Genomic DNA, 21,020 nt, shown 5'->3' with positions numbered 1-21,020 from the left:
ATCCTCCGGAGACGGTGAGAGCGAAGGATCAGTCGACCTTGGCCGGCTCGAGCTGCGGCGATGGCTGGGCCGGGCTGTTGGCGATGCGCGCGGCGTTGGCCATGGTGGCGAGCGCCGCGGCCTTCTTCTGCGGATCGGAGCCGGGCTGCACCACGCCGCAGGACATGATCAAGGTCGCTGCATCCTCGGCGCTCATGTCGACCTCGATGATCTTGCTCCTCGGCAGATAGAAGAAGAAGCCGGTGGTCGGGTTCGGCGCGCATGGCAGGAACACCGAGATCTGCTCGTCCTCGCCCGGCAACCGGTTCGCAATCTCCAGGCTCGGCGGCTGCGAGATCAGCACGATCGACCACATGCCCGGCGAGGGAAACTCGACCAGGCCGACGCGGCGCAGGCTCGACCCCTTGCCGGAGAACAGCGTCTCGAAGACCTGCTTCAGGCCGCGATAGATCGCCCGTACGGCCGGGATGCGGCCGAGCAGCCGCTCGCCCAGATCGACCAGCGTGCGACCGATCAGGTTGGCCGCGAGAAAGCCGACCAGGGTCAGGCCGATCACGGCCACGATCAGCCCCGAACCAGGCACGCCAAACGGCAGATAGGTCTCAGGGCGGTAGGCCAGCGGCACGAACGGACGCACCAGGCCGTCGACCCAGGTCACGAACCACCAGGTGAGATAGAGGGTGATCGCGACGGGTCCGGCGACCACGAGGCCGGTCAGGAAATAGTTGCGAAAGCGAAACATCAGCCCATGGTGGGGCGTCTCGGCCGGGGCTTCGGCCAAGGGATCGGTCTCAGGCGGCACGTCGTCGCGGGAACTCATGCGAACTTCCAGGTCGGATCAGATCTCAGCTAGGCTCTTAGCAGATTTTTGGAAGGGCAAGGCCCTCTTTCAGACACAGCTGGACGCTTTGCCCCCGCATGTGGCGGGCTGGCCGCCCCTGCCCCGGCTCCAAAAACGTCGGAAATCAGCCCGCTAGGCGCTGCGCAGCGGCAGGGCCAGACCGACCGCCACAAAGATGCCGCCGCAGACCTGATTGAAGCGGCGTCCGGCCCTGGCGAGCCAAGGACGCACCCGGGCGGCGGCGCTGGCGATCGCGACCTCGGTCAGGAACTCCGTGACCGCGTATGTCAAGGCAACGATCGCGAACTGCCCGAGAAGGCTGCGATCGGGGTCGATGAACTGCGGCAACAAGGCGCTGAAGAACAGCAGGCATTTGGGATTGGTCGCAGCGGTCAGAAAGCCCTGACGAAAGAGCTGATGCCCGCCGGCTTTGACGGTCGCATGGCCGATATCGACCGCCACCGGTGGCGATCGCCACAGCTTGATGCCGAGCCAGGCGAGATAGAGCCCGCCGATCCATTTCAGCACCACGAGCCAGGTGATCGACGACTGCACCAGCGCGCCGATGCCGAACATGCACAGCGCGATGATCAGGACGAAGCCGATCAGGCCGCCGGCGATCGTGAACAGCGTCTTGCGCCCGCCATGCAGCGCGCCGTGCGTCAGGGCCAATAGGCCATTCGGCCCCGGCGTGAGCGAGATGCCGATGCTGGTGAGCAGGAACAGCAGCCAGGTGTCGAGAGCCATCGAGAGTCCCGTGACGGAGTAGACGCCGACCACTGCCGCGGCATCGTCCGACGCTGATGTCGGATTGCCGATCAGATGGCAAGCGCCACCGAGTTTGCCACGACTGCCGCGCCATTCGAAGAACGATCGCAGGCTCGCGCCCGAATGACGGGTGAGCGCGATTAAAAAACGCTGTCGTCCCGGACAAGCCCGACAACGCGACAGCGTTGGCGGGCGCAGATCCGGGAACCATACTCCCAAAAGGTGATTGGAGGCAGGCTGGATCTGCCAGAGGTGCCAGCCACAAAGCACGGTGGCTCTGGATCCCGGCGTTCGCCGGGATGACACTGAAGGGGCGGAGGCGGCGTCGCGCCTCACGCCCTGCGGGTTCAAGGCGATGCGAGAGCATCGCTTCGTAGGAGCGGCGGCTTAGCTACTCCACCGTCACCGACTTCGCGAGATTGCGCGGCTGGTCGACGTCGGTGCCCATCACCACGGCGGTGTGATACGCCAGCAGCTGCACCGGGATCGCGTACACGATCGGCGTGAACGTCGCGGCCATGTCGGGCATGGTGATCGTCACCAGCGAGTCCACGGTCGCCTCCTCGGCCCCCTTGGCGTCGGTCATCAGGATGATGTTGCCGCCGCGCGCGGCGACCTCCTGCATGTTCGACACCGTCTTCTCGAACACCTTGTCATAGGGCGCGATCACGACGACCGGCATGGTCTCGTCGATCAGCGCGATCGGGCCGTGCTTGAGCTCGCCGGCGGCATAGCCCTCGGCATGGATGTAGGAGATCTCCTTCAGCTTCAGCGCGCCTTCGAGCGCCAGCGGATAGGAGGTGCCGCGGCCGAGATAGAGCACGTCCTTCGACTTGGCGATCTCGCGCGCCAGCTTCTCGATCTGCGGCTCAGTGGTCAGCGCCGCCGCGATCAGGCGCGGCACCTCGACGAGGCCATGCACAAGCTTGGTCTCATCGGCTTCGGAGAGTTCGCCGCGGCCGCGGCCGGCGGCAATCGCCAGCGCCGCCAGCACCATCAGCTGACAGGTGAAGGCCTTGGTCGAGGCGACGCCGATCTCGGGACCGGCGAGCGTCGGCATCACGATCTCGCTCTCACGCGCGATCGTCGAGGTCGGCACGTTCACGACCGAGAGCGTGTGCACGCCCTGCGACTTGGCATAGCGCAAGGCCGCCAGCGTGTCGGCGGTCTCACCGGATTGCGAGATGAAGATGGCGAGATCGCCCTTGCGCAGCGGCGCCTCGCGGTAGCGGAACTCGGAGGCGACGTCGAGCTCCACGGGCACGCGCGCGAAGCGCTCGAACCAGTATTTGGCGACGAATCCGGCATAGCTCGCGGTGCCGCAGGCGGTGATCGAGATGCGCTGGATGTCCTTGAAGTCGAACGGCAGCCGCGCCGGCAGCATCACGCGCTCGGTGCCCATGTCGACGTAGCGCGCGAGCGTATGGCCGACGACCTCCGGCTGCTCGTGGATCTCCTTGGCCATGAAGTGGCGGTAGTTGGCCTTGTCGACCAGGAAGGACGACGCGCCCGACTTCAGCACGTCGCGCTTCACAACAGCGCCCGAGACGTCATGGATGATGCCGGAGTCGCGGGTGATCTCGACCCAGTCGCCATCGTCGAGATAGCTGATCGTATCGGTGAACGGCGCCAATGCGATCGCGTCCGAGCCGAGGAACATCTCGCCGTCGCCATAGCCAAGCGCCAGCGGCGAGCCCTTGCGGGCGCCGATCAGCAGGTTGCCGTGGCCCTTGAACAGGAAGGCCAGCGCGAACGCGCCCTTCAGCTGCGGCAGCGACGCCGCCACGGCCTGCTGCGGCGTGTGACCCTGCAAGAGATAGGAATTGACGAGGTGGACGACCGTCTCGGTGTCGGTCTCCGAGGAGAACCTGGCGCCCTGCTTCTCGAGCTCGGCACGTAGCTCGCGAAAATTCTCGATGATGCCGTTATGAACGACTGCGACGTTGTCGGTTGCGTGCGGATGGGCATTGCCTTCGGTCGGCTTGCCGTGCGTCGCCCAGCGGGTGTGGCCGATGCCGGCGTGCCCTTTCAGCGGCTCCCGCTCGAGCCGCTTCTCGAGATTCTTCAGCTTACCCTCGGCGCGCCGGCGATCGAGGTGATCGCCCTCGAGCGTTGCAACACCAGCGGAGTCGTAGCCGCGATACTCCAGACGCTTCAGGGAATCGACGAGATGCTCGGCAACCGGCCCGCGTCCCAGGATCCCGATGATTCCGCACATCAGCGCTAGTCCCCAAATCGTCGAGAGAGATTCAAATGCGTGGCATTGTCTTAACGAAAACCGCGCGCTTTCAGGATTCAATAATTATTGCGGATTGCGACAGGGTTAAGTGGAAGGCTTAACCGCGCGGCCGGCGCGCAACTCCGGTTCGATGCGGAGGTCCGGCTCACCGCGGCCTTAACGCCCGCTCAACGCTTACCCGGTGAAACTGTCGCGTCGGAGAGGACGCCATGACCTATACCCGTCGCCCAACTGATCCCAAAGGCACCAGCTCGCTGAGCCTGTCGCATCCCAGGTCCGGCAGCCATCTCGCGAACTGGCCGCCGCCGACCATGGGCCATGAGCTGAAACCAATGCCGGTCAGGCATCACACCACCGAGCCCGTCAAGCACGCCACCCGCCGCGGCTGGCGCCTGACCCGCGAGATGTTCGCCGAGTTCCTGGACGAGAAGGACTAGCTTCGCGCAGCGCGGGCATCAAAGCAGCCAAGCCCAGGCGATCGCACCGGTCAACGCCCAGAGACCGATGCCGGTGAGGAGCATGATCTCCCGTGCCGGAGCGAGGCCGATCGCGCCGTAAAGCATGCGGCCGGAGAACGTTCCCAGCCGCGCGGTCGCGATCGGCACCTCTCTGGCCAGATCAAATACCAGCTGACCGAGCTCCAAGCTCGCCTTCCCTTCCCCGCGTTCACTTCTTCTGGCGCTGCTTCGCGGTCCGGAAACGCGCCGCCGCCCCCTCCCGCGTCGTCTGCGGGCTGCGCTCGAGCGCCAGCGCATCATCGGGCACGTCGCGGGTGATCACCGATCCCGAGCCGATATAGGCGCGCGCGCCGACGTTGATCGGCGCCACGAGCGAGGTGTTGGTGCCGATGAAGGCGCCCTCACCGATGTTCGTCTTGTGCTTGTTGAAGCCGTCATAGTTGCAGGTGATGGTGCCGGCGCCGATGTTGGCGTTGGCGCCGACATGCGCGTCGCCGATGTAGGACAGGTGATTGACCTTTACGCCCGGCTCGAGCACGGCGGCCTTGGCCTCGACGAAATTGCCGATCTTGGCGCCGTCGCCCAATGACGTCCCGGGTCGCAGCCGCGCGAACGGTCCCAGCAGGCTGTTGCGGCCCAGCTTCGATTGCACGATGTGCGAGAACGAATGCACCACCGCGCCGTCGCCGATCGAGACGCCGGGTCCGATCACCACGAACGGCTCGATCGTGACGTCCCTGCCGAAGGTGGTGTCGGCGGCGAGATAGACCGTCTCCGGCGCGATCAGCGTCACGCCGGCCTCCATCGCCGCGCGGCGCAGCCGGGTCTGCATCACCGCCTCGGCCTGCGCGAGCTGCGCCTTGGTATTGATGCCGCGCACCTCGTCCTCGGAGGTCTCGATGACGACGGCGTCGAGGCCCTGCTCGCGCGCGATCGCCACGGCGTCGACGAGGTAATATTCGCCCTTGCTGTTGGCGTTGCCGATCCTGTCCAGGATGGCGAGCGCGCGATGGCCGTCCATCGCCATCACGCCGGCATTGCACAGCGTGATCGCCCGCTCGGCCTCCGACGCATCGGCCTGCTCGCGGATCGCCACGAGCTTGGATCCCTCCAGCAGCAGGCGCCCATAGCCGGTCGGATCAGCGGCGCGAAAGCCGAGCACCGCGAGCGCGGCGCCCTTGGCCAGCGGCGCGCGCAGCCGCGCGAAGGTCTCGGCCGTGATCAACGGCGTATCGCCGAACACAACCAGCAGGTCGTCCGCGCCGCGCGCGATCGCCTCACGCGCGGCCAGCACCGCATGCGCGGTGCCGAGCCGCTCGCGCTGCACGAAGATGTCGGCGTCGGAACGCAGACGCCTCGCTTCCTTCTCGACGGCGCTGTGCTCCGGCCCGACCACGACCGCGATGCGGGCACCGTCGCCTTTAGGGGCGGCCGCCAGCACGTGGGCGAGCAACGATTCGCCGGCGATCGGATGCAGCACCTTGGGCAGGCTCGTGCGCATCCGCGTGCCCTCGCCTGCCGCAAGCACGATGGTCAGACTGGATCGAGCGGTCATCAAGCACCCTGGAAATGGCTGAGTGGCACACGGGCCGCTGTCATAAATCGTTTTGCCCGCGCAGCAAACCTGCCCCCCCTGAAACCCATACGGGTTTTCCTGTTAATGTTCGCTTCGTGATTCGATTAAGGCAGGTTCATGGCTAAGGACTCCCACAAATCAGCCGGCGTGCATGGAGCTGAAAAGACCGGCGGAACGCTGTCCGGACTGTTTGCCGATGAGAACGAACTCGATCGGCGCGCGATGTGGCGGCTCGGCTGGTGGGGTGCGGGTGCGGTCGGTGCCGTCGGGCTTGCCATTTTCGCCAATCAGACGGCGCAGGGATGGCGCAAGGACCGTATTTCCGCGGCTGACCTCTCGCGTCAGGCCCAGCTGCTGCAGTCGCTCGCGCGGGACACCCAGAGCGAGGCCCGCCAGCTCGGGGCGGCGATCGAGACGCTCAACACCGATCGGGATCGGCTCTATGCGCGTGTGACCGTGCTGGAGCAGGGACTGGACTCCGTCACCGGTGCGCTGGCCAAGCAGAGCCCCCAGCCCACGGCGAATCAGGCAGCCGGAACCAAATCGACGCCGCAGCCGCAGATCGCGGCGGTCGATTCGCAGGCGCCGCAGGCGGCAGCGCCGAGTTCCCCACCGCCGGGTCCGCTGCCCGCCTTCGGCAACCTGTCGCCGTTCATGCCCATCCCTGGCGGATCGCTTGGAGCCAGTCCCCCCGGCGCGGTGGCGACGACACCGCCCGCTCCTGCGGGCGCGCCGGCACCGGCGACCGCCGCCGCGGCCGGTTCCAAACCGCAGGCCGTGGAACCGGCCGCGAAGCCGGCTGAAGCGGAACGGCTCGCCAAGGCCGATCCGACCGAGCCCCCCGCCGCCAAGGGCGCCGACACGGCGGAGCCCGCGGTGATGGCGGTCCAGAGGACCGAATTCGCGGTCGATCTCGGCGGCGCCAACTCCATCGGCGGCCTGCGAGCGCTGTGGCGGGGATTGGCGAAGAACAATGCCGACCTCGCAGCGCTGAAGCCGATCATCATGCTGAAGGAGGGCCGTGGCGGCCCCAGCATGCAGCTGCGGCTCGGTGCCGGCCCGCTGACGGATGCAGCGGCAGCGGCCCGGATCTGCGCCGCCCTGGCCGAAACCCAGCGCCCTTGCGAAACCACGGTGTATGACGGCCAACGTCTGGCCGTCGGCGAAGAGCCCGAGGGCGGCGAGGCCAAACCCGCCGCGCCGGCGGCGGCAGCGAAGCCGGTCCCGGCACAGCGCCGGCGCGTGCTGCAGCCGCAGGCCCAGCAACAGCAGCGCCATGGCCGCCGCGAGGAGCCGCCGGCCGCAGCAGCGCCGCCCCCGGCGCCGCCGCAGGAGGCGCCCAAGCCCGAGCAGCCGTCGACGCTGTCGTCGTTCTTCCGCCGCTCCTGAGCTCGAATCATCCCATCCGGCAAGGCGGTTGCGGCGGACTGTGAAAGCGGTCCGTGAAGCGCCTTTGCGGCTTGTCCGCCGATCCGTTCCGCAGCATAGTCCCGCGCATGAAAAAGACCCCGTTCCGCCTCTCGCCCTATCAGGTGCAATGGCTCCTGATCGTCGGCTTCGTCACCGTCGGCTACGCCCTGTATCTGCGCTATCTCGCAATCGAGCTGTCGAGCGTCGCGCTGGCCTGCGACGCGGGTTTGCAGACGCTGGCCTGCAAGAGCCGTGCGGTCGCGACCACGCTGTTCAAGAATTCGGTGTTCGGCGCCACCGCGCTCGTCATCGCGGTGCTGCACGTGATGCGGCCGTCGATCGTGCTGCTGACCGGCGGACTGATCGCCGCCGGCCTCGGCATCGTGCTCTACAACATCGTGCTGTCGGGGCTGGCGATCGGCCTGCTCATCCTCGGCTTTGCCCGGCCCGCGCCCGCCACAGCGTGAACGCCAGCAGCAGATACATCGCGCAGGTCCACATCGCCTGCCAATTGTCGCGGCCCTCGTTGTAGATCACGTAGACTGAAGAGATCGCGAGCAGCCCGGCGAAGCTGGCCTCGGCGATCGGCCGGGCGCCCTGCGCCGGACGATTGCCGAGCAGCATCGCGAACGGCACCACCGCCATGGTCAGGCTGGCGAACGGGAAATCACGGTAGCGCGGATCGAACACGAAGCCGAGCGCCGTCTCGGCCGCGATCAGCACGGCGACGACCAGCGTCAGGCCCAGCGCATAGGTGACCTTGAGCTGCTTGCGGCCATCATCCGGTCCGAGCAGGTCGAGGAAGGTCGGCAAGGGGCGGCCGGCCATGGCGGCATTGGCGGCCAGGATCGGCGCCAGCACGCCGGCGGCGAGCAGCGCGCCCCATTGCAGCCAGCCGCCCACGCCCAGGCTCTCATAGAACATCTTGTCCGCGGCCATGCCGAACAGCACGCCCGCCGTGGTCGCGGAGATGCCGACCCCGATCCAGGCCGAAATGTGCGGCGGCCAGGGCCGGCGGCGCACCGTCAGCCAGCCCGCCAGGAACACCGTGAACGACAGCACCATGCCGGCCGCCATCTGCAGCTTCCACTGCGGGTAATTGCTGACGGGCTCGCCCGGCGGGTACTTCAGTGCGCGCGTGTCGTCGCTGATCAGGCCCCAATAACCGCCGACGGTGCCCTCGAGCTTGCGCTTCCAGGGCTGGTCATAGGCCTCGATCAAATTGACGCGAAAATTCTCGCGCTTGGCGAGCGTGAGGATCTCCGAGACCACGCGGGCCTGGTTGGCGCGCGACGGCAGCGCGCCCTCGCGCATGCGGCCCTCGCTCGGCCAGCCGGTCTCGCCGATCAGGATCTCCTTACCGGGAAACGCCACGCCGACCTGCTGGCGGATGGTGTCGACATGCGAGGCGGCGAACTTGGCGCGCACCGGCATGTCCTCCCAATAGGGCAGGATGTGCACGGTGACGAAATCGACGATGTCGTAGAGTTCGCGGTTGCGCAGCCAGAACTCCCAGACGTCGGCATAGGTCACGGGAACCTGGACCTGCGCCTTGACGCTGCGGATGGTGGCGGCGAGGTCGGCGGTGGTCATCTCACCGCGGAGCAGCACCTCGTTGCCGACCACGACGGCCGTGATCACCTTCGGATAGCGCTTGATCAGGTCGACAGCGATGCCGATCTGCTGCTGGTTCTTCAGCCTGTTCGAGCCAAGCCAGATGCCCTGGATCACCTTGATGCCGACCCGGGACGCGATTTCCGGCACCTGATCGAGGCCGTTCTCGATCGAATAGGTGCGCACGCATTCGGAGATCTTGGCGAGCTGCACCAGGTCCTGCTCGATCTGCCCGGCGTCGATATGCGTGGTCGGATCGAGCGGGCTCTGCTGTCCCCGGAACGGCGCGTAGGACACGCACTGCAGCTTCGAACCGGGGTCGATCGGCGCGCGCGCGAGCGTGATCGGCCTGGCCAGCCACCACCAAGCGGCGGCGATGACACCCAAGGATACGAGCAGAAGCGCCAGCGGCGTAGGAAGGGATTTCAGTTCCGTGTCTCCAGGCAGGGTGGTGTCGATTACCCGGTCGGGGGCGATCTGCCAAGTAGGCGATCTCCGGAGCTTCTGGCACGGCGTACGCCTGTTCCCAATCCCGCTTTTACGATGACGCGAGAAAGTTGGGCCGTTGCTGGACAAAATCCGAGATTCCGGTCATTGGGAATCTCCGGTTGACCCGACCGTTGCGCCCGAGGTCTCGGGGCCGTTCATGCGCCCGTTAGGAACGCCATTTTAGGAACGGCATGCGAAGGTCGGAATCAACCTCCCGCCGCAATCGGGGCCGAATTGATCGGCATCAACACTGCGTCCCCCAGGGGACGACATGAAGGCAACCATCGGGGAATTTATGGGTCGACGCGTGCTCCAGTCCAAGTTTTCGGTTTCGCGCCTGTTCGCGTCGCTGGCCCTCATGGTCCTCGTCGGCGCCCCCGGCGCCTTCGCCCAGAGCGGCAGCGACCATCCCCAGGACCAAAAGCCGCAGGCGGCCAACCCGGCCGACCAGTCGAAGGAGAACCAGCGCAAGGCCGACGAGTTTACCGAGGCGTCACAGGCGCTCTCTGGCGGCCCGGCCGGCAACCCCGAATGCGTCTGGCTCGGCCGCCGCGTCGTCCAACTGATGTACAATGACGACCTCGATACCGCCTTCCGCCACCTCGACCTCTATGACCGTTTCGGCTGCCCGGGCGGCCATGTCCAGGCGGCCTTCCGCTGTCTGACGCGCTTTTTTCCGCAGATCGATCCGAAGGTGCCGAACTCGCTGAACAACCACGTCCACGGCTGCTGGATCAATCCCGACGCCAAGCCGCAGGTGGCTGCGGCGCCGGCGCCCGGCCCGGCCCCGACACCAGCCGCGCAGGCTTCGCCAGCGCCGGCGCAGCAGCCTGCCCCCCAGGCCTCGCCCCCGCAGCCTCCGGCGAAGTGAACCGCGCCGCGAGGCAGGCTGGACGCAAGATCGCGACGACCGGACTCCATGCGTGGCGCGCGCATGACAGCGCTCCGATGACATGGCAGGATGCGATCGACGTCGTTGACGCACTTGGCCGCGCCCTGGTTCAGGCACCGTTCAGCATGAGTGGGCTCTGTTGGAATGCATTTGTCGCGGCCTTCGGCCGTGACGGCGTGAGAGTGATCGCCTTCGCCGTTCATCGTCGAACGTCACGCGTGAGCATGATCCCAGTCGCATCGCATATCCGAGATGGAACGGCGCTCGACCGCTCCGCTTCACCGCCGCCTTGATCCTAGGAATGGTTGCCCCTCCCATGCGCGCCGTCGTCGCCGTCCTGCTCCTCGTCACTGCCGTGCACGCCGCCCTCTGGGGTCTGCTGCAGGAGCAGCAGGAGGCCCCCAATTTCACCGGCCTGCTGCAGAGCGTCTCCTACGATCCACATGAAGGAACCGGAGCCCCCGGTCCCAGCACCGTGGCGTCGCCGGACCGTATCCGCGCCGACATGAAGAAGCTGGCCACGATGACGCGGGCCATCCGGCTCTACTCGTCGACCGGCGGCCTCGAGATCGTGCCGCCGCTGGCCGCGGAGGCCGGCCTGAAAGTGATGCTCGGCGCCTGGATCGACAAGGATCCGGACCGCAACGAGCGCGAAATCCAATCGGCCATCACCCTCGCCCGCCGCAACAGCAACGTCATCGGCATCGTCGTCGGCAACGAGACCATCCTCACCGACACGCAGAAGGTCGGCGAACTGATCGAGAAGATCAAGCGCGTCAAAAAATCGGTCAGCGTGCCCGTCACCACCGGCGACGTCTGGAACACCTGGCGCGACAACCCCGAGCTCGCGGCCAATGTCGACTTCATCGCCGCGCACGTCCTGCCCTATTGGGAATTCTTCACCGACGACCAGGCCGTCGATCAGGCGGTGGATCGCTATCAGCTCCTGAAGAAGCAGTTCACCGGCAAGCGCATCATGATCGCCGAGTTCGGCTGGCCGAGCCAGGGCTACAGCCGCAGCGACGGCAATCGCGGCCCCGCCGTGCCGGGCCCGCTCCGGCAGGCGCAGGTGTTGCGCAACTTTCTCGCCCAGGCTGCCTCGATCGGCATGGAGTACAACATCGTCGAGGCGATCGATCAGCCCTGGAAATATTTCGAGGGCGGCGTCGGCCCGTATTGGGGCGTGCTGAACGCCTCGCGTGAGGCGAAATTCGCCTGGACCGGCCCGATCGTGAACCCGGACTATTGGAAGCTCGCGGCCATCGCGCTGCTCGTCGGCGTGCTGCTGTCGCTCCCGATCGCGCGGCTGCGCCAGCCGACCGTGCTGCAGGCGATGGTGCTCGCGATCACCGCCCATGGCGTCGGCGCCTGGGTCTCCAACGTCTTCGCCTATTGGAACGTGCATTATTTCGTCTGGGGCTCGACCTTCGCGCTGACCCTCGGCCTGATCCTCCTGGTTCCCCTGATCCTGATCGCGATGGCCCGCATCGAGGAGATCGCCGCGATCGCCTTCGGCCGCGCGCCGCGCCGCCTGCTCACCCGCGACAAGGTCGCGCGCGACCGCGCCGCGATGCCGCAGGGCTATTGCCCGAAGGTCTCGATCCACGTGCCGGCCTATTTCGAGCCGGTCGAGATGATGAAGCAGACGCTGGATGCGCTGGCGCGGCTCGACTACCCGAACTACGAGGTCGTCTGCATCATCAACAACACGCCCGATCCGGCGTTCTGGCAGCCGATCCAGGATCACTGCCGCATGCTCGGCGAGCGCTTCAAGTTCATCAACGCCGAGAAGGTCAAGGGCTTCAAGGCCGGCGCGCTGCGCATCGCGATGGAGCGCACCGCGGCCGATGCCGAGATCATCGGCATCATCGACGCCGACTATGTCGTGACGCCGGACTGGCTGTCCGACCTCGTGCCGGCCTTCGCCGATCCCGCCGTGGGCCTGGTGCAGGCGCCGCAGGAGCATCGCGACGAGGATCTGTCGCTGATGCACTACATCATGAACGGCGAATATGCCGGCTTCTTCGACATCGGCATGGTCCAGCGCAACGAGGAGAACGCGATCATCGTGCACGGCACGATGTGTCTGATCCGCCGCGCGGCGATGGACATGGCCGGCGGCTGGTCGAGCGACACGATCTGCGAGGACACCGATCTCGGCCTCGCCATCCAGGAGCTGGGTTGGCAGACCCACTACACCGCCACCCGCTACGGCTCGGGCCTGCTGCCCGACACCTACGAGGCGTTCAAGAAGCAGCGCCACCGCTGGGCCTATGGCGGCTTCCAGATCGTCAAGAAGCACTGGCAGCGCTTCCTGCCCGGCCGCAGCCGGCTGACGGCGGACCAGAAGCGCGAGTTCTCGCTCGGCTGGCTCAACTGGCTCGGCGCCGAGAGCCTCGGCGTCGTCGTTGCGATTCTGAACCTGATCTGGGTGCCGATCGTGGCCTTCGCCGGCATCGCCATTCCCGACAAGATCCTGACCATCCCGATCATCGCCGCCTTCGTGGTCTCGCTCGCGCACTTCCTGATCCTCTACCGGCTGCGCGTCGCGGTCCGGCCCTGGCAGATGCTGGGCGCGATGATCGCCGCAATGAGCGTGCAATGGACCGTCAGCCGCGCCGTGGCGCAGGGTCTGATCACCGAGCATCTGGCGTTTGCCCGCACGTCCAAGGGCGGCCTCTCCAGGATGTCGATCGAGTTCCAGGCGTTCTGGGAGGCCGTGATCGGCGCCCTGCTCCTGATCGGCGCCGCCATCCTGATCACCACCAATACGCTGCAGATCACCGAGCTCTACATCTTCGCCGCCGTCCTGATCCTGGAGAGCCTGCCGTTCCTGTCCGCGGTCGCGATCGCGCTCTTGGAGATGTCGCGCATCAACTCCTTCGAGTTCTGGCGCTACGCCCGGGTCCGCACCGCCGAGCTGATCGGCCTGCGCCCGGTCTGGGTGCCCGAGCTGGCCGGCCCAGGAATGCTGCAGCCGATGCAGCCGGCCCCGCTGAGCGCGGCGGCGACGAAGGTGCCGGAGAAGGTGTAGGCGGGAGAACGCAGCGCCCGGCCGCCCTCCCTGCCGATCTGCGCCGCGCGACGCGTCCTCTCCATCTCCCCGTCATTCCGGGGCGATGCGCAGCATCGAACCCGGAATCTCGAGATTCCGGGTTCAGCCCTGACGGGCTGCCCCGGAATGACACCGGGCATGGCGCAGCCGACCTGCCCTCAGCTCGACACACCGAATCTCCCACCCCTCGTGGTGAGGAGCGCCGTCCAAAGGCGGTGCGTCTCGAACCACGAGGCCCGCTGGTGCGGCATACTCCCGCCGACCACCACCTCCACCCACCCCCTGTGGTTTCACCCCGCCCCCTATTGACCGGACCGCACCCACCCCCTACACAGCGGCCACGACAGCATGCGGCCCAAGGCCGGGGCCTTCACCGCCCCGTGTCCATGGCCCGCAGTGAACCACAGCCCCGCCTCAAGCGTTCTGATGGTCACCTGCCGACGATCCGGACAGTGACGGTCTAAGCCGTCACACCGCTTCCTTGGGAGCGAGCGCGTAGCTCAGCCGGTAGAGCACGTGACTTTTAATCATGGGGTCCCGGGTTCGAGTCCCGGCGCGCTCACCAAGAATCCCGAACTTTCGATACTCAGCTTTGGCAAGCGCCTGCCTTGGCCATGTCGGATGATCCGACGGCCGGCCCACCTATGGACGTGATACGAGCGCGATCCGCGGAACGATCCCACGCAGAACCTTCATCGAACCGGCACGCAGACCTCGATCACCCCCCCCGAGGGGCACGGAAGCGCCGCGCTCTCGCGTGAGCTGGATTTTGTCGGCACCTCGACCTCCTTGGGAATTGCAGTCTGCGCGGTCAGCGGCTAAGGTCGACAACCATAAGTATCGTCATTCGTCTCTATCGATTTCAGGTAAGGCCTTTTTGGCAAGGCGCTCGCGCGCCGGGGGAGCCAGCATGTCTGCAAGCTATGGCGCCGTGATCAACCGGATGCTCAACGGTGTAGGCTTCCATCTCGTTCGCCAATCAACGCTCGATCGGCTGATCTCGACGGCTCACAATGGACATGCGAGCAAGCAGGAGGACGAGGCCGGACCGAACGACGACGCCGCCGAAGTCGATCACGCGCCATTGTGCAACGAAGGTTCGCATCACTTCCGTCCGGTTTCGCAAGCCGGCGATTCGACGGAGACGGTACCGGCCATCTACCTCCAGAACCTGGAGCGCGAGAGCTTGGCGCTTCGTGAGATGTCGGCCGAGCTGATCAAACTCAAGCTGCAACTGGCCGGAGCGAGCGGCGGCGCAACGAGCGAGCCTTCAACTCCGGACGTTGCGGGTCACCGGCTCTACACACCCGTATACGATTACTGGGGACTGCGAACCGATCCTGCGATCGTGCACAACCATGACTTCATGCGGGATCCGCGCTTCGTCGCCGCCTACGAACGGGGCGTCGTCGCCGAGGGCTATGAGCCTCGATATTTCTGGCGGACGCACGTTGCGCTCTGGTGCGCCAGCATCGCCGTCAACCTTGGCGGCGATTTTGTCGAATGTGGCGTATGTCGCGGCATGCTCAGCTCTTCAATCATGCACTATCTCGACTGGAACAACATCCACCGTCGATTTTTTCTGTTTGATACGTTTGCCGGTGTCGACGAGCGACTCGTCACCGACGAGGAGGTCGCAAGCGGCAATCTCGGCTACTTCCGGGAGATGTACAAGACCGACATCTATGAGGATGTTGTTCGCAATTTCGCCGAGTACAAGAACGTCGAAATCATTCGTGGCAGTGTCCCATCAAGCTTGTCGACCGTCGACATCGATGCGGTCGCATATCTTTCGATCGACATGAACAACGTCACGCCCGAGATCGCAGCCATCGACCATTTCTGGAGCAAGCTCCAGCCGGGTGCCCCGGTTCTGCTCGACGATTATGGTTTCGTTCGATACGAGGCCCAGAAGCATGCATTCGACACTTGGGCCTCTCAGCATGGCGTGAACATTCTCGCGCTTCCCACAGGGCAAGGCCTGATGATCAAGCCGCCATCGGCGGCAGAGGCCGCACATCGGAACGGCGCTCCATAGCGATCGGCTGCCGGCCCATGCCGGCGAAATCGTCGATCTTGTCAGCTGCGAGATCGTGGACCACGTGAACCGCCCGGCGGCGGAAGCGGCGCGCGCGCTGGACAATTCACACATTTCTCACACGGGTTCCCGCCAGTTGGGACTTACGATCCGATCGCGACTTCCACACAACATGTAGGAGTTTCGGTCATGGTTCGCCTACGTCGCATCCTCCTCTTCAACCTCATCCCGCCGCTTGCGGCCTGCCCTGCGCTTGCGCAGCCCACGCCGACGGGCGCGCTCGAGATCGACTCGTCGGTGGCGATGCAATGGGCCATTACGCTGCTGGGACTGGCCACCGCGGCCCGGCTGGCCTGGAGCGCCTTCGGCCGGGACGTTGCCGTCGACGAATTCCCGACCATTCCGCGCTACATGACCAACCGATCGCAATACCTTCTCGGCAGCATTGCGTACACGTTGTTCGCCTGCGGCGTCTTCCTGATCCTGGTCCGGGAGCATCAGCCGATCCTCGCGATGGCGCCGCCCGGCATCATTCCGGAGCCCATTCTGAAGGCGATCGCGGAGAACTCGGCCCCCTATATCGCCGTCGTCGCCGCGATCGGTGCCGTCTATCTCTACCTTCTCACCAAGGAGGCTGACTGGAATCTGCTGCTGGGGATGCGCGACGTGATCCACCTGTGGATCAGCGTTCCCCAGCTCGCGAAGGAGATCATTGCCCAGATACGGTATGCGTTGCGCGTGTCGGAGAAAGTCATTCCGCTGGTCATCGCGAACTCGCGCGCGCTGACCGAGCGCGACTTCCAGAAGGACCGCCAGACGCCGGACCGCCTGTGGGCCGAGATCTGCTACATGAACTGGTGGCTGCAAAAGGGTCATGAGGCGGGCAACGATGCCACCTTCTTCACCGAAGCGAGCTTCGGCTACGACAAGCTGATCGCCGAATTCGAGCAGACCTCGTGGACGATGAAGCAGCGGAAGTCGGGCTCCGTCGCAAAGTTCGCGATCGTCGACGTCGATCAGGGCATCAAGCGTCTGCACAGCCGGTTTGCTCGGCTCATCGCCTGCTACCTGATCTACCGGAATGGCTCGCGACGCGCTCTCTGCGCAGAAGCCCGCGAATTCGGCGTCGACGTCGACGCGCCGGTCATCCAGAATCCGCTGCAATATTGGATCATCTATGCCGTCGTCCTGATCGCCGCTGCGCATCTCGGCGTCTATCTGTCGGCGGTCACCTTCGATGCGCTCCAGGGCCAGGGGCTCGTCATGGGGCAGGATTCAGGTCGCATGCTCGCCTGGGTCCTGTATTCGATGTCGAACTTCGGCTTCGCCATCGGCCTGGTTCTGGTGCTTCGACTGGCCGCGCATTCGCTCGGGTCGGCCTTCGACCAGTCGCCGATGGTCACGTATTGCTGGACCTTCCTGGTCGCATTTGCCGCCGGGCCCTTCGGCCTGGCTCTGGCGGTGCACGTCTTCGGCGAGGACGCATCGCGCGCGCTTCCCTTCTCCGACCTCTACTTCCGGATGCTCCGGTGGGGTCTCGGCCCGGCCCTGGTGTCCGTGTACATCTCCTACTACCTCGACCGGCAGAGCTGCTCGGCGCTGCCCGACATCGACATGTCCCCGTCCAGGATCTTCTGGCGCAATCTCAATTGCCTCGCCTTTTCGCTCGGAGTGGTGTTCCTGCTGCTGCCCTCGCTCTTCACCCTCGTCGCCCCGGAGGGCGCCGTATGGGACACCAACAAGCTCCGCTTCCTGGCGACCGGCACCACCTTCGGCATCGCCTACGGCCTCGCCCTCGCCGCGCAGTTCGCTCTGGTCAAACCGGGGCAAACCGTCGGAGTTGATCCTCGCAGCCCGGCGGCGATGAACAACTCAGCGTCCTTGGTCGGACATTAGCGGCTCGCCAGGTTCAGAGCCGGCAGCGGAGCTACCGCAAGAGAGGCAGCCACGGCTTCAGGCCTTGCCGTGGCTGCCTCGCGGCCATCCACCCTGGCGCGGTTAGATCGGCCTCAATCTGAACTCGATTTCGTATTCGATGAGCCGGACTCCCTCGATTCGAGACGCAGCGAGCTTTAGATCCTCGGTTATCTCCTTCGCCACGATGATCCCGCGCACAGGGCGGGACGTCTCCATGTTCTTCTCCACCCAGGCGATATAGCGAAGAAGCTGACCGATCACACGGTCATAGCCACGAGACACCTTGAGTTCGATGACCACATAGCCGCCTTCTGCGTCGACGGCGAGTATATCGATGTACCGGCCTCCCGCCTGAAATTCCAAGCCGTTTATCTCTTCCTCTTCGTAGAGACGTAGCCCCGGCTCAATTCGCTGAAGGTTCTTGGCGAGATAATTCTGCAGGTCGCGCTCGTAGGCGAACTCTGATCCACCGGCCTCGTCCCGCTCTTCGACGACGTCTTCCGTGAGCGTCGAAAGAGCGTCAGGTTTCGGGTCGCTCAGATATGTGGGTCGCCCATCTGTCTCGACATTCCAGAGTCGATATCGATCAGGCCCGAGCTTATAGAACAGATCATGCCCGCTCCCCGGCTTGATGTTCTGATGGTGCTTACGATTGGGATTGTTGATGGACATGCCATCGATGTGCATCACAACCGTGTTGCGCTTTATCTTGGGATAGTGCTGCGCGAACCACGGCAGCACGTTGGATTTGGAGAACTCCTGACCCGGCTTAAGATGCTGGCTCGCCCATTCGGCCATAAGCGTTTTTGTCGGACGCTCATAGATCGCCATTTCCGTCCCCCGATGATGATCTGATTAGTATAGGTCGCAAGTCGAGCTCAGAGTACGTAGCCATTCACGTCCCAAGCGAAGGAACTGAATCACGCGCCACGAACTAATTCTGAACCGGCAACTCGCCAACGACCAGAGGTAATCAGCTGCACCTCTCTCCCGAGCAGATTCGAACCCCTCATTGTGCACAACCGTTGGATATGCCACCAAAATAGAAAGGCGCCTCTTGAGTTCCCGCATCGGTTGCGATTGCATGTTTTGATTTGGGGACCAAAATGCGACATTGGGGATCTCTGCTGATGCTGTGCAGCCTGCTCGCGGGATGTGTCACATCTGGCGAGACGATCTCGTTTCGGGCCTCGAACCCACAGCAGCAGTCGCTGATGCGCGACGGCCAGCCTGCGCTCGTGTCGCGCCAGAAGACCTCGCTGGTGCTCGTACGGCCGGCCTCACGCCAGCTCCAGCGCAATGGTCGCCCCGTATTCGTCGTCGCCATCAACAATCTCAGCCGCCAGCCGGTCGATTTTCGCGTCGCCCAGGTCGAGGCCGTGCAGCATGCCGCAGGCTCCGACTTCGAGATGAAGGTCGTGACCTACGAGATGCTGGTCCAGGAGGAGCGCAACCGGCAGGTCGCCGCCGCTGTGCTGACCGGCCTTGCCGCCGGCGCCAACGCGGTGAGCGCGTCACAGGCTGGGCACGGCACTTACACGACCCCCGGCGGCCGCACAGGCACCTTCTACAGCCCGACCGCTGCCGCGATCGCCCAGAACAACGCAGCGGTCCAGAACGACGCCATGATCTCCGCAACCATCGAGACCGGCCAGCGCAACATGGCGATGCTGGAGCAGGCGGTGATCAAGGACAACACCCTGATGCCGAGCGAGTGGTATGGTGGACAACTGCATCTGGCCCCACCGACGGATCAGGCCGGTGCGGCGAAGACGTATACGATCGTGATCACGGTCGGGACAGAACGGCATGTGGTCGAGGTGTCGCAGGCACCGGCGGGGGCCTGAGCGTACTGGGAACGCACGGCCAGCCGCGGCAAGTCGCTGCATAACGCCGCGGTCGAACAAGTTTCGTGCACTGTCACCGTAACTCCTAATGTCCATGCGTTATTCAGGAGCAGCGCCAATGGAGCCACGAGACAGCGGATCACGATCCGCCCTGCGGACCTTCGTCTCGAAGAATTTGCTTCGCTTCTTCATCATTGAGCGCAGCAGCTTTCTTCACCCAGTAGATAGCCCGGTCTGGATCCCTTGCAGCACCATTCAGGCCATGAGCGTAGTTGACTATCATCTCCCGAATGGCCCCCAGATCGCCCGCTTCCGCCACTCGCTCCTTCAAATCGAAGGCTCGAAAATAGCGCTCCTTGGCAGTCCCGGCTCCAAGTCCGCGCCGAAGAGCTCCCGCAAGATACAGAAGCGAATCGAAGTCCTCGGGTCCGATTGCCCGTTCGGCCTTTTCCATCCAGCTCAAACTCGAGGAGCTGTCTCCCTTGTCTAGCAAATACTCCGCCATCTCGATCATGGCCAAGATAGAGCCCTTTGCTATGAACTGCTCCAAATAAGCAACAGCTCTTTCCTCTTCACCTTGCCAAATAAGCTCCCTGGCTTCTCCTACATCAAAGCCGAATGCGTCCGAGAAGATCTGCACGGAAGCCTGATCCATCCATCGTCGCGGGAGACACACACACAGCGTCGCGCAGGATTCCCGCGCAGCCAGATTCACGCACCGTCACCGCAACTGCCCTAACCGCCGATGACCAAAGCTCTGTCCCTTCCCTACCGCGGGGCATCGGCCTCCAACACCACCTTCGCCACCGGATAGCGCCAGTCGTTCTTCGAGTTGTCGGCGGCGGCGTCGATGCCGGCCACGATCACCGCACCAAGGATCCCGCCGTTCATGCCGCTGGCCAGACGCGCCTGGCGCGTCGCATCGATCGGCGCGACGGTGATCATCCGCTTTTGATAGCCGGGCTTCTGGCAGGTCACGGCGAGCGTGCTGGACTGTCCGCGATAGAGCGGCACGCGCACCTTTGCGGGGCTGGTCATGGTTGCGGTGAAGCCGGAGGCTTCCAGCGAGCAGGAGGCTCCGGCCATCTCGACCTCGCCTCCCCCGCCGGGATTGTGAAAGGTCCGCACTTCCACGAGCTGGTCACCCGCAAACTCGGGCACGCTGGCGTCGGTTCGGCGCTTCGGCTCGTAGACGTCGATCCCCCGGCTGCCCGTCGTCGACCGGATGTCGGTCACATTGTTGACCGCAAGCGGCGCAGCACAGCCGCCAAGACACGCCCCTCCAATGATGGCCAGCCAGCTGGCCATCCAACGCAAACCGTTCATTTGAGCCCCCACAGCACCCCTACTGTCGATGACTTCAGGGGTAGCAGGGGCCGGTCTAGGGAACAATAGCCGCAACCTCGGAGGGAATGGAAACAACTAACAAAAAGCCGACTTCGTTGCGGGCCGGACACATTCGCTGCCGTCCCGGCACGCAATGCTCGCATGAGTTGCAGTGGTCGGCGGGCCTTCATGGGGCAGCTTCTCGGCACGGACACCGGATCCTGGCGCGAGACGCTGCGCCTTGCCGGAGGATCGCTGGGAGGATGCGGACAAACTGATTTCGTCAGGCCGGTCAAGACGATCACCCCTGTCCAGTCCCTTCGCCGAAAACATTCTACTTCCCTTTTTCCGAATTTCATGATTGATTGTCGCCATCCCGTGCTCCTCGAGAGGGGCGGATCGCGATCGTCACGGACGTTGGGTGCGGGGAGCGGTGGCCGCGGCTGGCTGCAGCGCGCTTGAGGCGTGCGGACGAACAGCCGGTCGCGGACGTGAAATCGCGTGGTCCTGGCGCCCCGAAGCTGGCGCCAAGTCCTGGGGGATGATGACC

At 64.9% G+C, this 21,020-nt stretch carries 17 protein-coding genes and 1 tRNA gene; 9 read left to right on the top strand and 9 right to left on the bottom strand.

What is annotated here, in order from left to right:
- Positions 1 to 28 precede the first annotated feature (28 nt).
- The 3 genes from QXZ94_RS08635 to glmS all read right to left on the bottom strand — a co-directional run bounded on the left by QXZ94_RS08635 (position 29) and on the right by glmS (position 3,827).
- Positions 29 to 820, bottom strand: a complete 792-nt coding sequence (locus QXZ94_RS08635) for a DUF502 domain-containing protein (RefSeq protein WP_315720056.1) — start codon at positions 818 to 820, stop codon at positions 29 to 31.
- A gap of 153 nt (positions 821 to 973) precedes the next feature.
- On the bottom strand, positions 974 to 1,879 hold the full coding sequence (locus QXZ94_RS08630; RefSeq protein ID WP_315720055.1) for a LysE family translocator: 906 nt from the start codon (positions 1,877 to 1,879) through the stop codon (positions 974 to 976).
- A gap of 121 nt (positions 1,880 to 2,000) precedes the next feature.
- Positions 2,001 to 3,827 carry a glutamine--fructose-6-phosphate transaminase (isomerizing) gene (gene glmS / locus QXZ94_RS08625; RefSeq protein WP_315720054.1) on the bottom strand — a complete coding sequence of 609 codons (1,827 nt, stop codon included), beginning with the start codon at positions 3,825 to 3,827 and terminating at the stop codon, positions 2,001 to 2,003.
- Between the two features lie 230 nt (positions 3,828 to 4,057).
- On the opposite strand from glmS, the gene QXZ94_RS08620 reads away from it, so the two are divergent.
- Positions 4,058 to 4,285, top strand: a complete 228-nt coding sequence (locus QXZ94_RS08620; protein WP_315720053.1) for a hypothetical protein — start codon at positions 4,058 to 4,060, stop codon at positions 4,283 to 4,285.
- Between the two features lie 18 nt (positions 4,286 to 4,303).
- On the opposite strand, the gene QXZ94_RS08615 is transcribed toward QXZ94_RS08620, so the two are convergent.
- Positions 4,304 to 4,492: a hypothetical protein gene (locus QXZ94_RS08615; protein WP_315720052.1), complete on the bottom strand. Its 189-nt coding sequence runs from the start codon at positions 4,490 to 4,492 to the stop codon at positions 4,304 to 4,306.
- A gap of 22 nt (positions 4,493 to 4,514) precedes the next feature.
- Positions 4,515 to 5,861, bottom strand: a complete 1,347-nt coding sequence (gene glmU, locus QXZ94_RS08610; protein ID WP_315720051.1) for a bifunctional UDP-N-acetylglucosamine diphosphorylase/glucosamine-1-phosphate N-acetyltransferase GlmU — start codon at positions 5,859 to 5,861, stop codon at positions 4,515 to 4,517.
- A gap of 138 nt (positions 5,862 to 5,999) precedes the next feature.
- Between glmU and QXZ94_RS08605 the strand changes: the two genes are divergently transcribed.
- Positions 6,000 to 7,271, top strand: a complete 1,272-nt coding sequence (locus QXZ94_RS08605) for a hypothetical protein (RefSeq protein ID WP_315720050.1) — start codon at positions 6,000 to 6,002, stop codon at positions 7,269 to 7,271.
- A gap of 107 nt (positions 7,272 to 7,378) precedes the next feature.
- Positions 7,379 to 7,759: a hypothetical protein gene (locus tag QXZ94_RS08600; protein ID WP_008963041.1), complete on the top strand. Its 381-nt coding sequence runs from the start codon at positions 7,379 to 7,381 to the stop codon at positions 7,757 to 7,759.
- Here the strand turns inward: QXZ94_RS08600 and QXZ94_RS08595 are convergent.
- Positions 7,719 to 9,293, bottom strand: coding sequence for a beta-(1-6) glucans synthase (locus QXZ94_RS08595; RefSeq protein WP_315720049.1), 1,575 nt, complete (start codon positions 9,291 to 9,293; stop codon positions 7,719 to 7,721). The genes QXZ94_RS08600 and QXZ94_RS08595 overlap by 41 nt on opposite strands.
- Positions 9,294 to 9,690: 397 nt before the next feature.
- Here QXZ94_RS08595 and QXZ94_RS08590 point away from each other — a divergent pair, with 397 nt between their 5' ends.
- From QXZ94_RS08590 to QXZ94_RS08570, 5 genes are all read left to right on the top strand, one after another.
- Complete coding sequence (locus tag QXZ94_RS08590; protein WP_315726153.1) at positions 9,691 to 10,266, top strand: beta-1-3, beta-1-6-glucan biosynthesis protein; 576 nt, start codon at positions 9,691 to 9,693, stop codon at positions 10,264 to 10,266.
- A 337-nt stretch (positions 10,267 to 10,603) separates the two neighbouring features.
- On the top strand, positions 10,604 to 13,321 hold the full coding sequence (locus QXZ94_RS08585) for a glycosyltransferase (RefSeq protein ID WP_315726151.1): 2,718 nt from the start codon (positions 10,604 to 10,606) through the stop codon (positions 13,319 to 13,321).
- Between the two features lie 510 nt (positions 13,322 to 13,831).
- Positions 13,832 to 13,907 (top strand) — tRNA-Lys (locus QXZ94_RS08580).
- Between the two features lie 345 nt (positions 13,908 to 14,252).
- A complete protein-coding gene (locus QXZ94_RS08575; protein ID WP_315720048.1) occupies positions 14,253 to 15,380 on the top strand; it encodes a TylF/MycF/NovP-related O-methyltransferase in 1,128 nt (375 codons plus the stop codon).
- A gap of 189 nt (positions 15,381 to 15,569) precedes the next feature.
- On the top strand, positions 15,570 to 17,276 hold the full coding sequence (locus tag QXZ94_RS08570) for a hypothetical protein (protein WP_315720047.1): 1,707 nt from the start codon (positions 15,570 to 15,572) through the stop codon (positions 17,274 to 17,276).
- Positions 17,277 to 17,378: 102 nt separating this feature from the next.
- Here QXZ94_RS08570 and QXZ94_RS08565 read toward each other — a convergent pair whose 3' ends face one another.
- The gene (locus tag QXZ94_RS08565) at positions 17,379 to 18,128 is read right to left on the bottom strand and encodes an endonuclease NucS domain-containing protein (protein ID WP_315720046.1); all 750 of its coding nucleotides are present in this window, start codon (positions 18,126 to 18,128) and stop codon (positions 17,379 to 17,381) included.
- A gap of 275 nt (positions 18,129 to 18,403) precedes the next feature.
- Here QXZ94_RS08565 and QXZ94_RS08560 point away from each other — a divergent pair, with 275 nt between their 5' ends.
- On the top strand, positions 18,404 to 19,144 hold the full coding sequence (locus QXZ94_RS08560) for a hypothetical protein (protein WP_315720045.1): 741 nt from the start codon (positions 18,404 to 18,406) through the stop codon (positions 19,142 to 19,144).
- Between the two features lie 139 nt (positions 19,145 to 19,283).
- Here the strand turns inward: QXZ94_RS08560 and QXZ94_RS08555 are convergent, their stop codons facing one another.
- The gene (locus QXZ94_RS08555; protein ID WP_315720044.1) at positions 19,284 to 19,784 is read right to left on the bottom strand and encodes a hypothetical protein; all 501 of its coding nucleotides are present in this window, start codon (positions 19,782 to 19,784) and stop codon (positions 19,284 to 19,286) included.
- A 128-nt stretch (positions 19,785 to 19,912) separates the two neighbouring features.
- On the bottom strand, positions 19,913 to 20,452 hold the full coding sequence (locus QXZ94_RS08550) for a hypothetical protein (protein WP_315720043.1): 540 nt from the start codon (positions 20,450 to 20,452) through the stop codon (positions 19,913 to 19,915).
- Positions 20,453 to 21,020: the final 568 nt, after the last annotated feature.

This window comes from Bradyrhizobium sp. SZCCHNS2022 (genome assembly GCF_032377575.1).
GTDB lineage: Bacteria > Pseudomonadota > Alphaproteobacteria > Rhizobiales > Xanthobacteraceae > Bradyrhizobium > Bradyrhizobium aeschynomenes.
The sequence above is the reverse complement of the archived record's forward strand: the minus strand, read 5'-3'. Positions and strand labels throughout refer to the sequence as shown.

Bases quoted from the DNA above. Each gene is read 5' to 3' on its own strand.
- QXZ94_RS08635 (WP_315720056.1), bottom strand. From the start codon at position 820: ATGAGTTCCCGCGACGACGTGCCGCCTGAGACCGATCCCTTGGCCGAA.
- glmS (WP_315720054.1), bottom strand. From the start codon at position 3,827: ATGTGCGGAATCATCGGGATCCTGGGACGCGGGCCGGTTGCCGAGCAT.
- QXZ94_RS08620 (WP_315720053.1), top strand. From the start codon at position 4,058: ATGACCTATACCCGTCGCCCAACTGATCCCAAAGGCACCAGCTCGCTG.
- glmU (WP_315720051.1), bottom strand. From the start codon at position 5,861: ATGACCGCTCGATCCAGTCTGACCATCGTGCTTGCGGCAGGCGAGGGC.
- QXZ94_RS08605 (WP_315720050.1), top strand. From the start codon at position 6,000: ATGGCTAAGGACTCCCACAAATCAGCCGGCGTGCATGGAGCTGAAAAG.
- QXZ94_RS08600 (WP_008963041.1), top strand. From the start codon at position 7,379: ATGAAAAAGACCCCGTTCCGCCTCTCGCCCTATCAGGTGCAATGGCTC.
- QXZ94_RS08590 (WP_315726153.1), top strand. From the start codon at position 9,691: ATGGGTCGACGCGTGCTCCAGTCCAAGTTTTCGGTTTCGCGCCTGTTC.
- QXZ94_RS08585 (WP_315726151.1), top strand. From the start codon at position 10,604: ATGCGCGCCGTCGTCGCCGTCCTGCTCCTCGTCACTGCCGTGCACGCC.
- QXZ94_RS08575 (WP_315720048.1), top strand. From the start codon at position 14,253: ATGTCTGCAAGCTATGGCGCCGTGATCAACCGGATGCTCAACGGTGTA.
- QXZ94_RS08570 (WP_315720047.1), top strand. From the start codon at position 15,570: ATGGTTCGCCTACGTCGCATCCTCCTCTTCAACCTCATCCCGCCGCTT.
- QXZ94_RS08565 (WP_315720046.1), bottom strand. From the start codon at position 18,128: ATGGCGATCTATGAGCGTCCGACAAAAACGCTTATGGCCGAATGGGCG.
- QXZ94_RS08560 (WP_315720045.1), top strand. From the start codon at position 18,404: ATGCGACATTGGGGATCTCTGCTGATGCTGTGCAGCCTGCTCGCGGGA.
- QXZ94_RS08550 (WP_315720043.1), bottom strand. From the start codon at position 20,452: ATGGCCAGCTGGCTGGCCATCATTGGAGGGGCGTGTCTTGGCGGCTGT.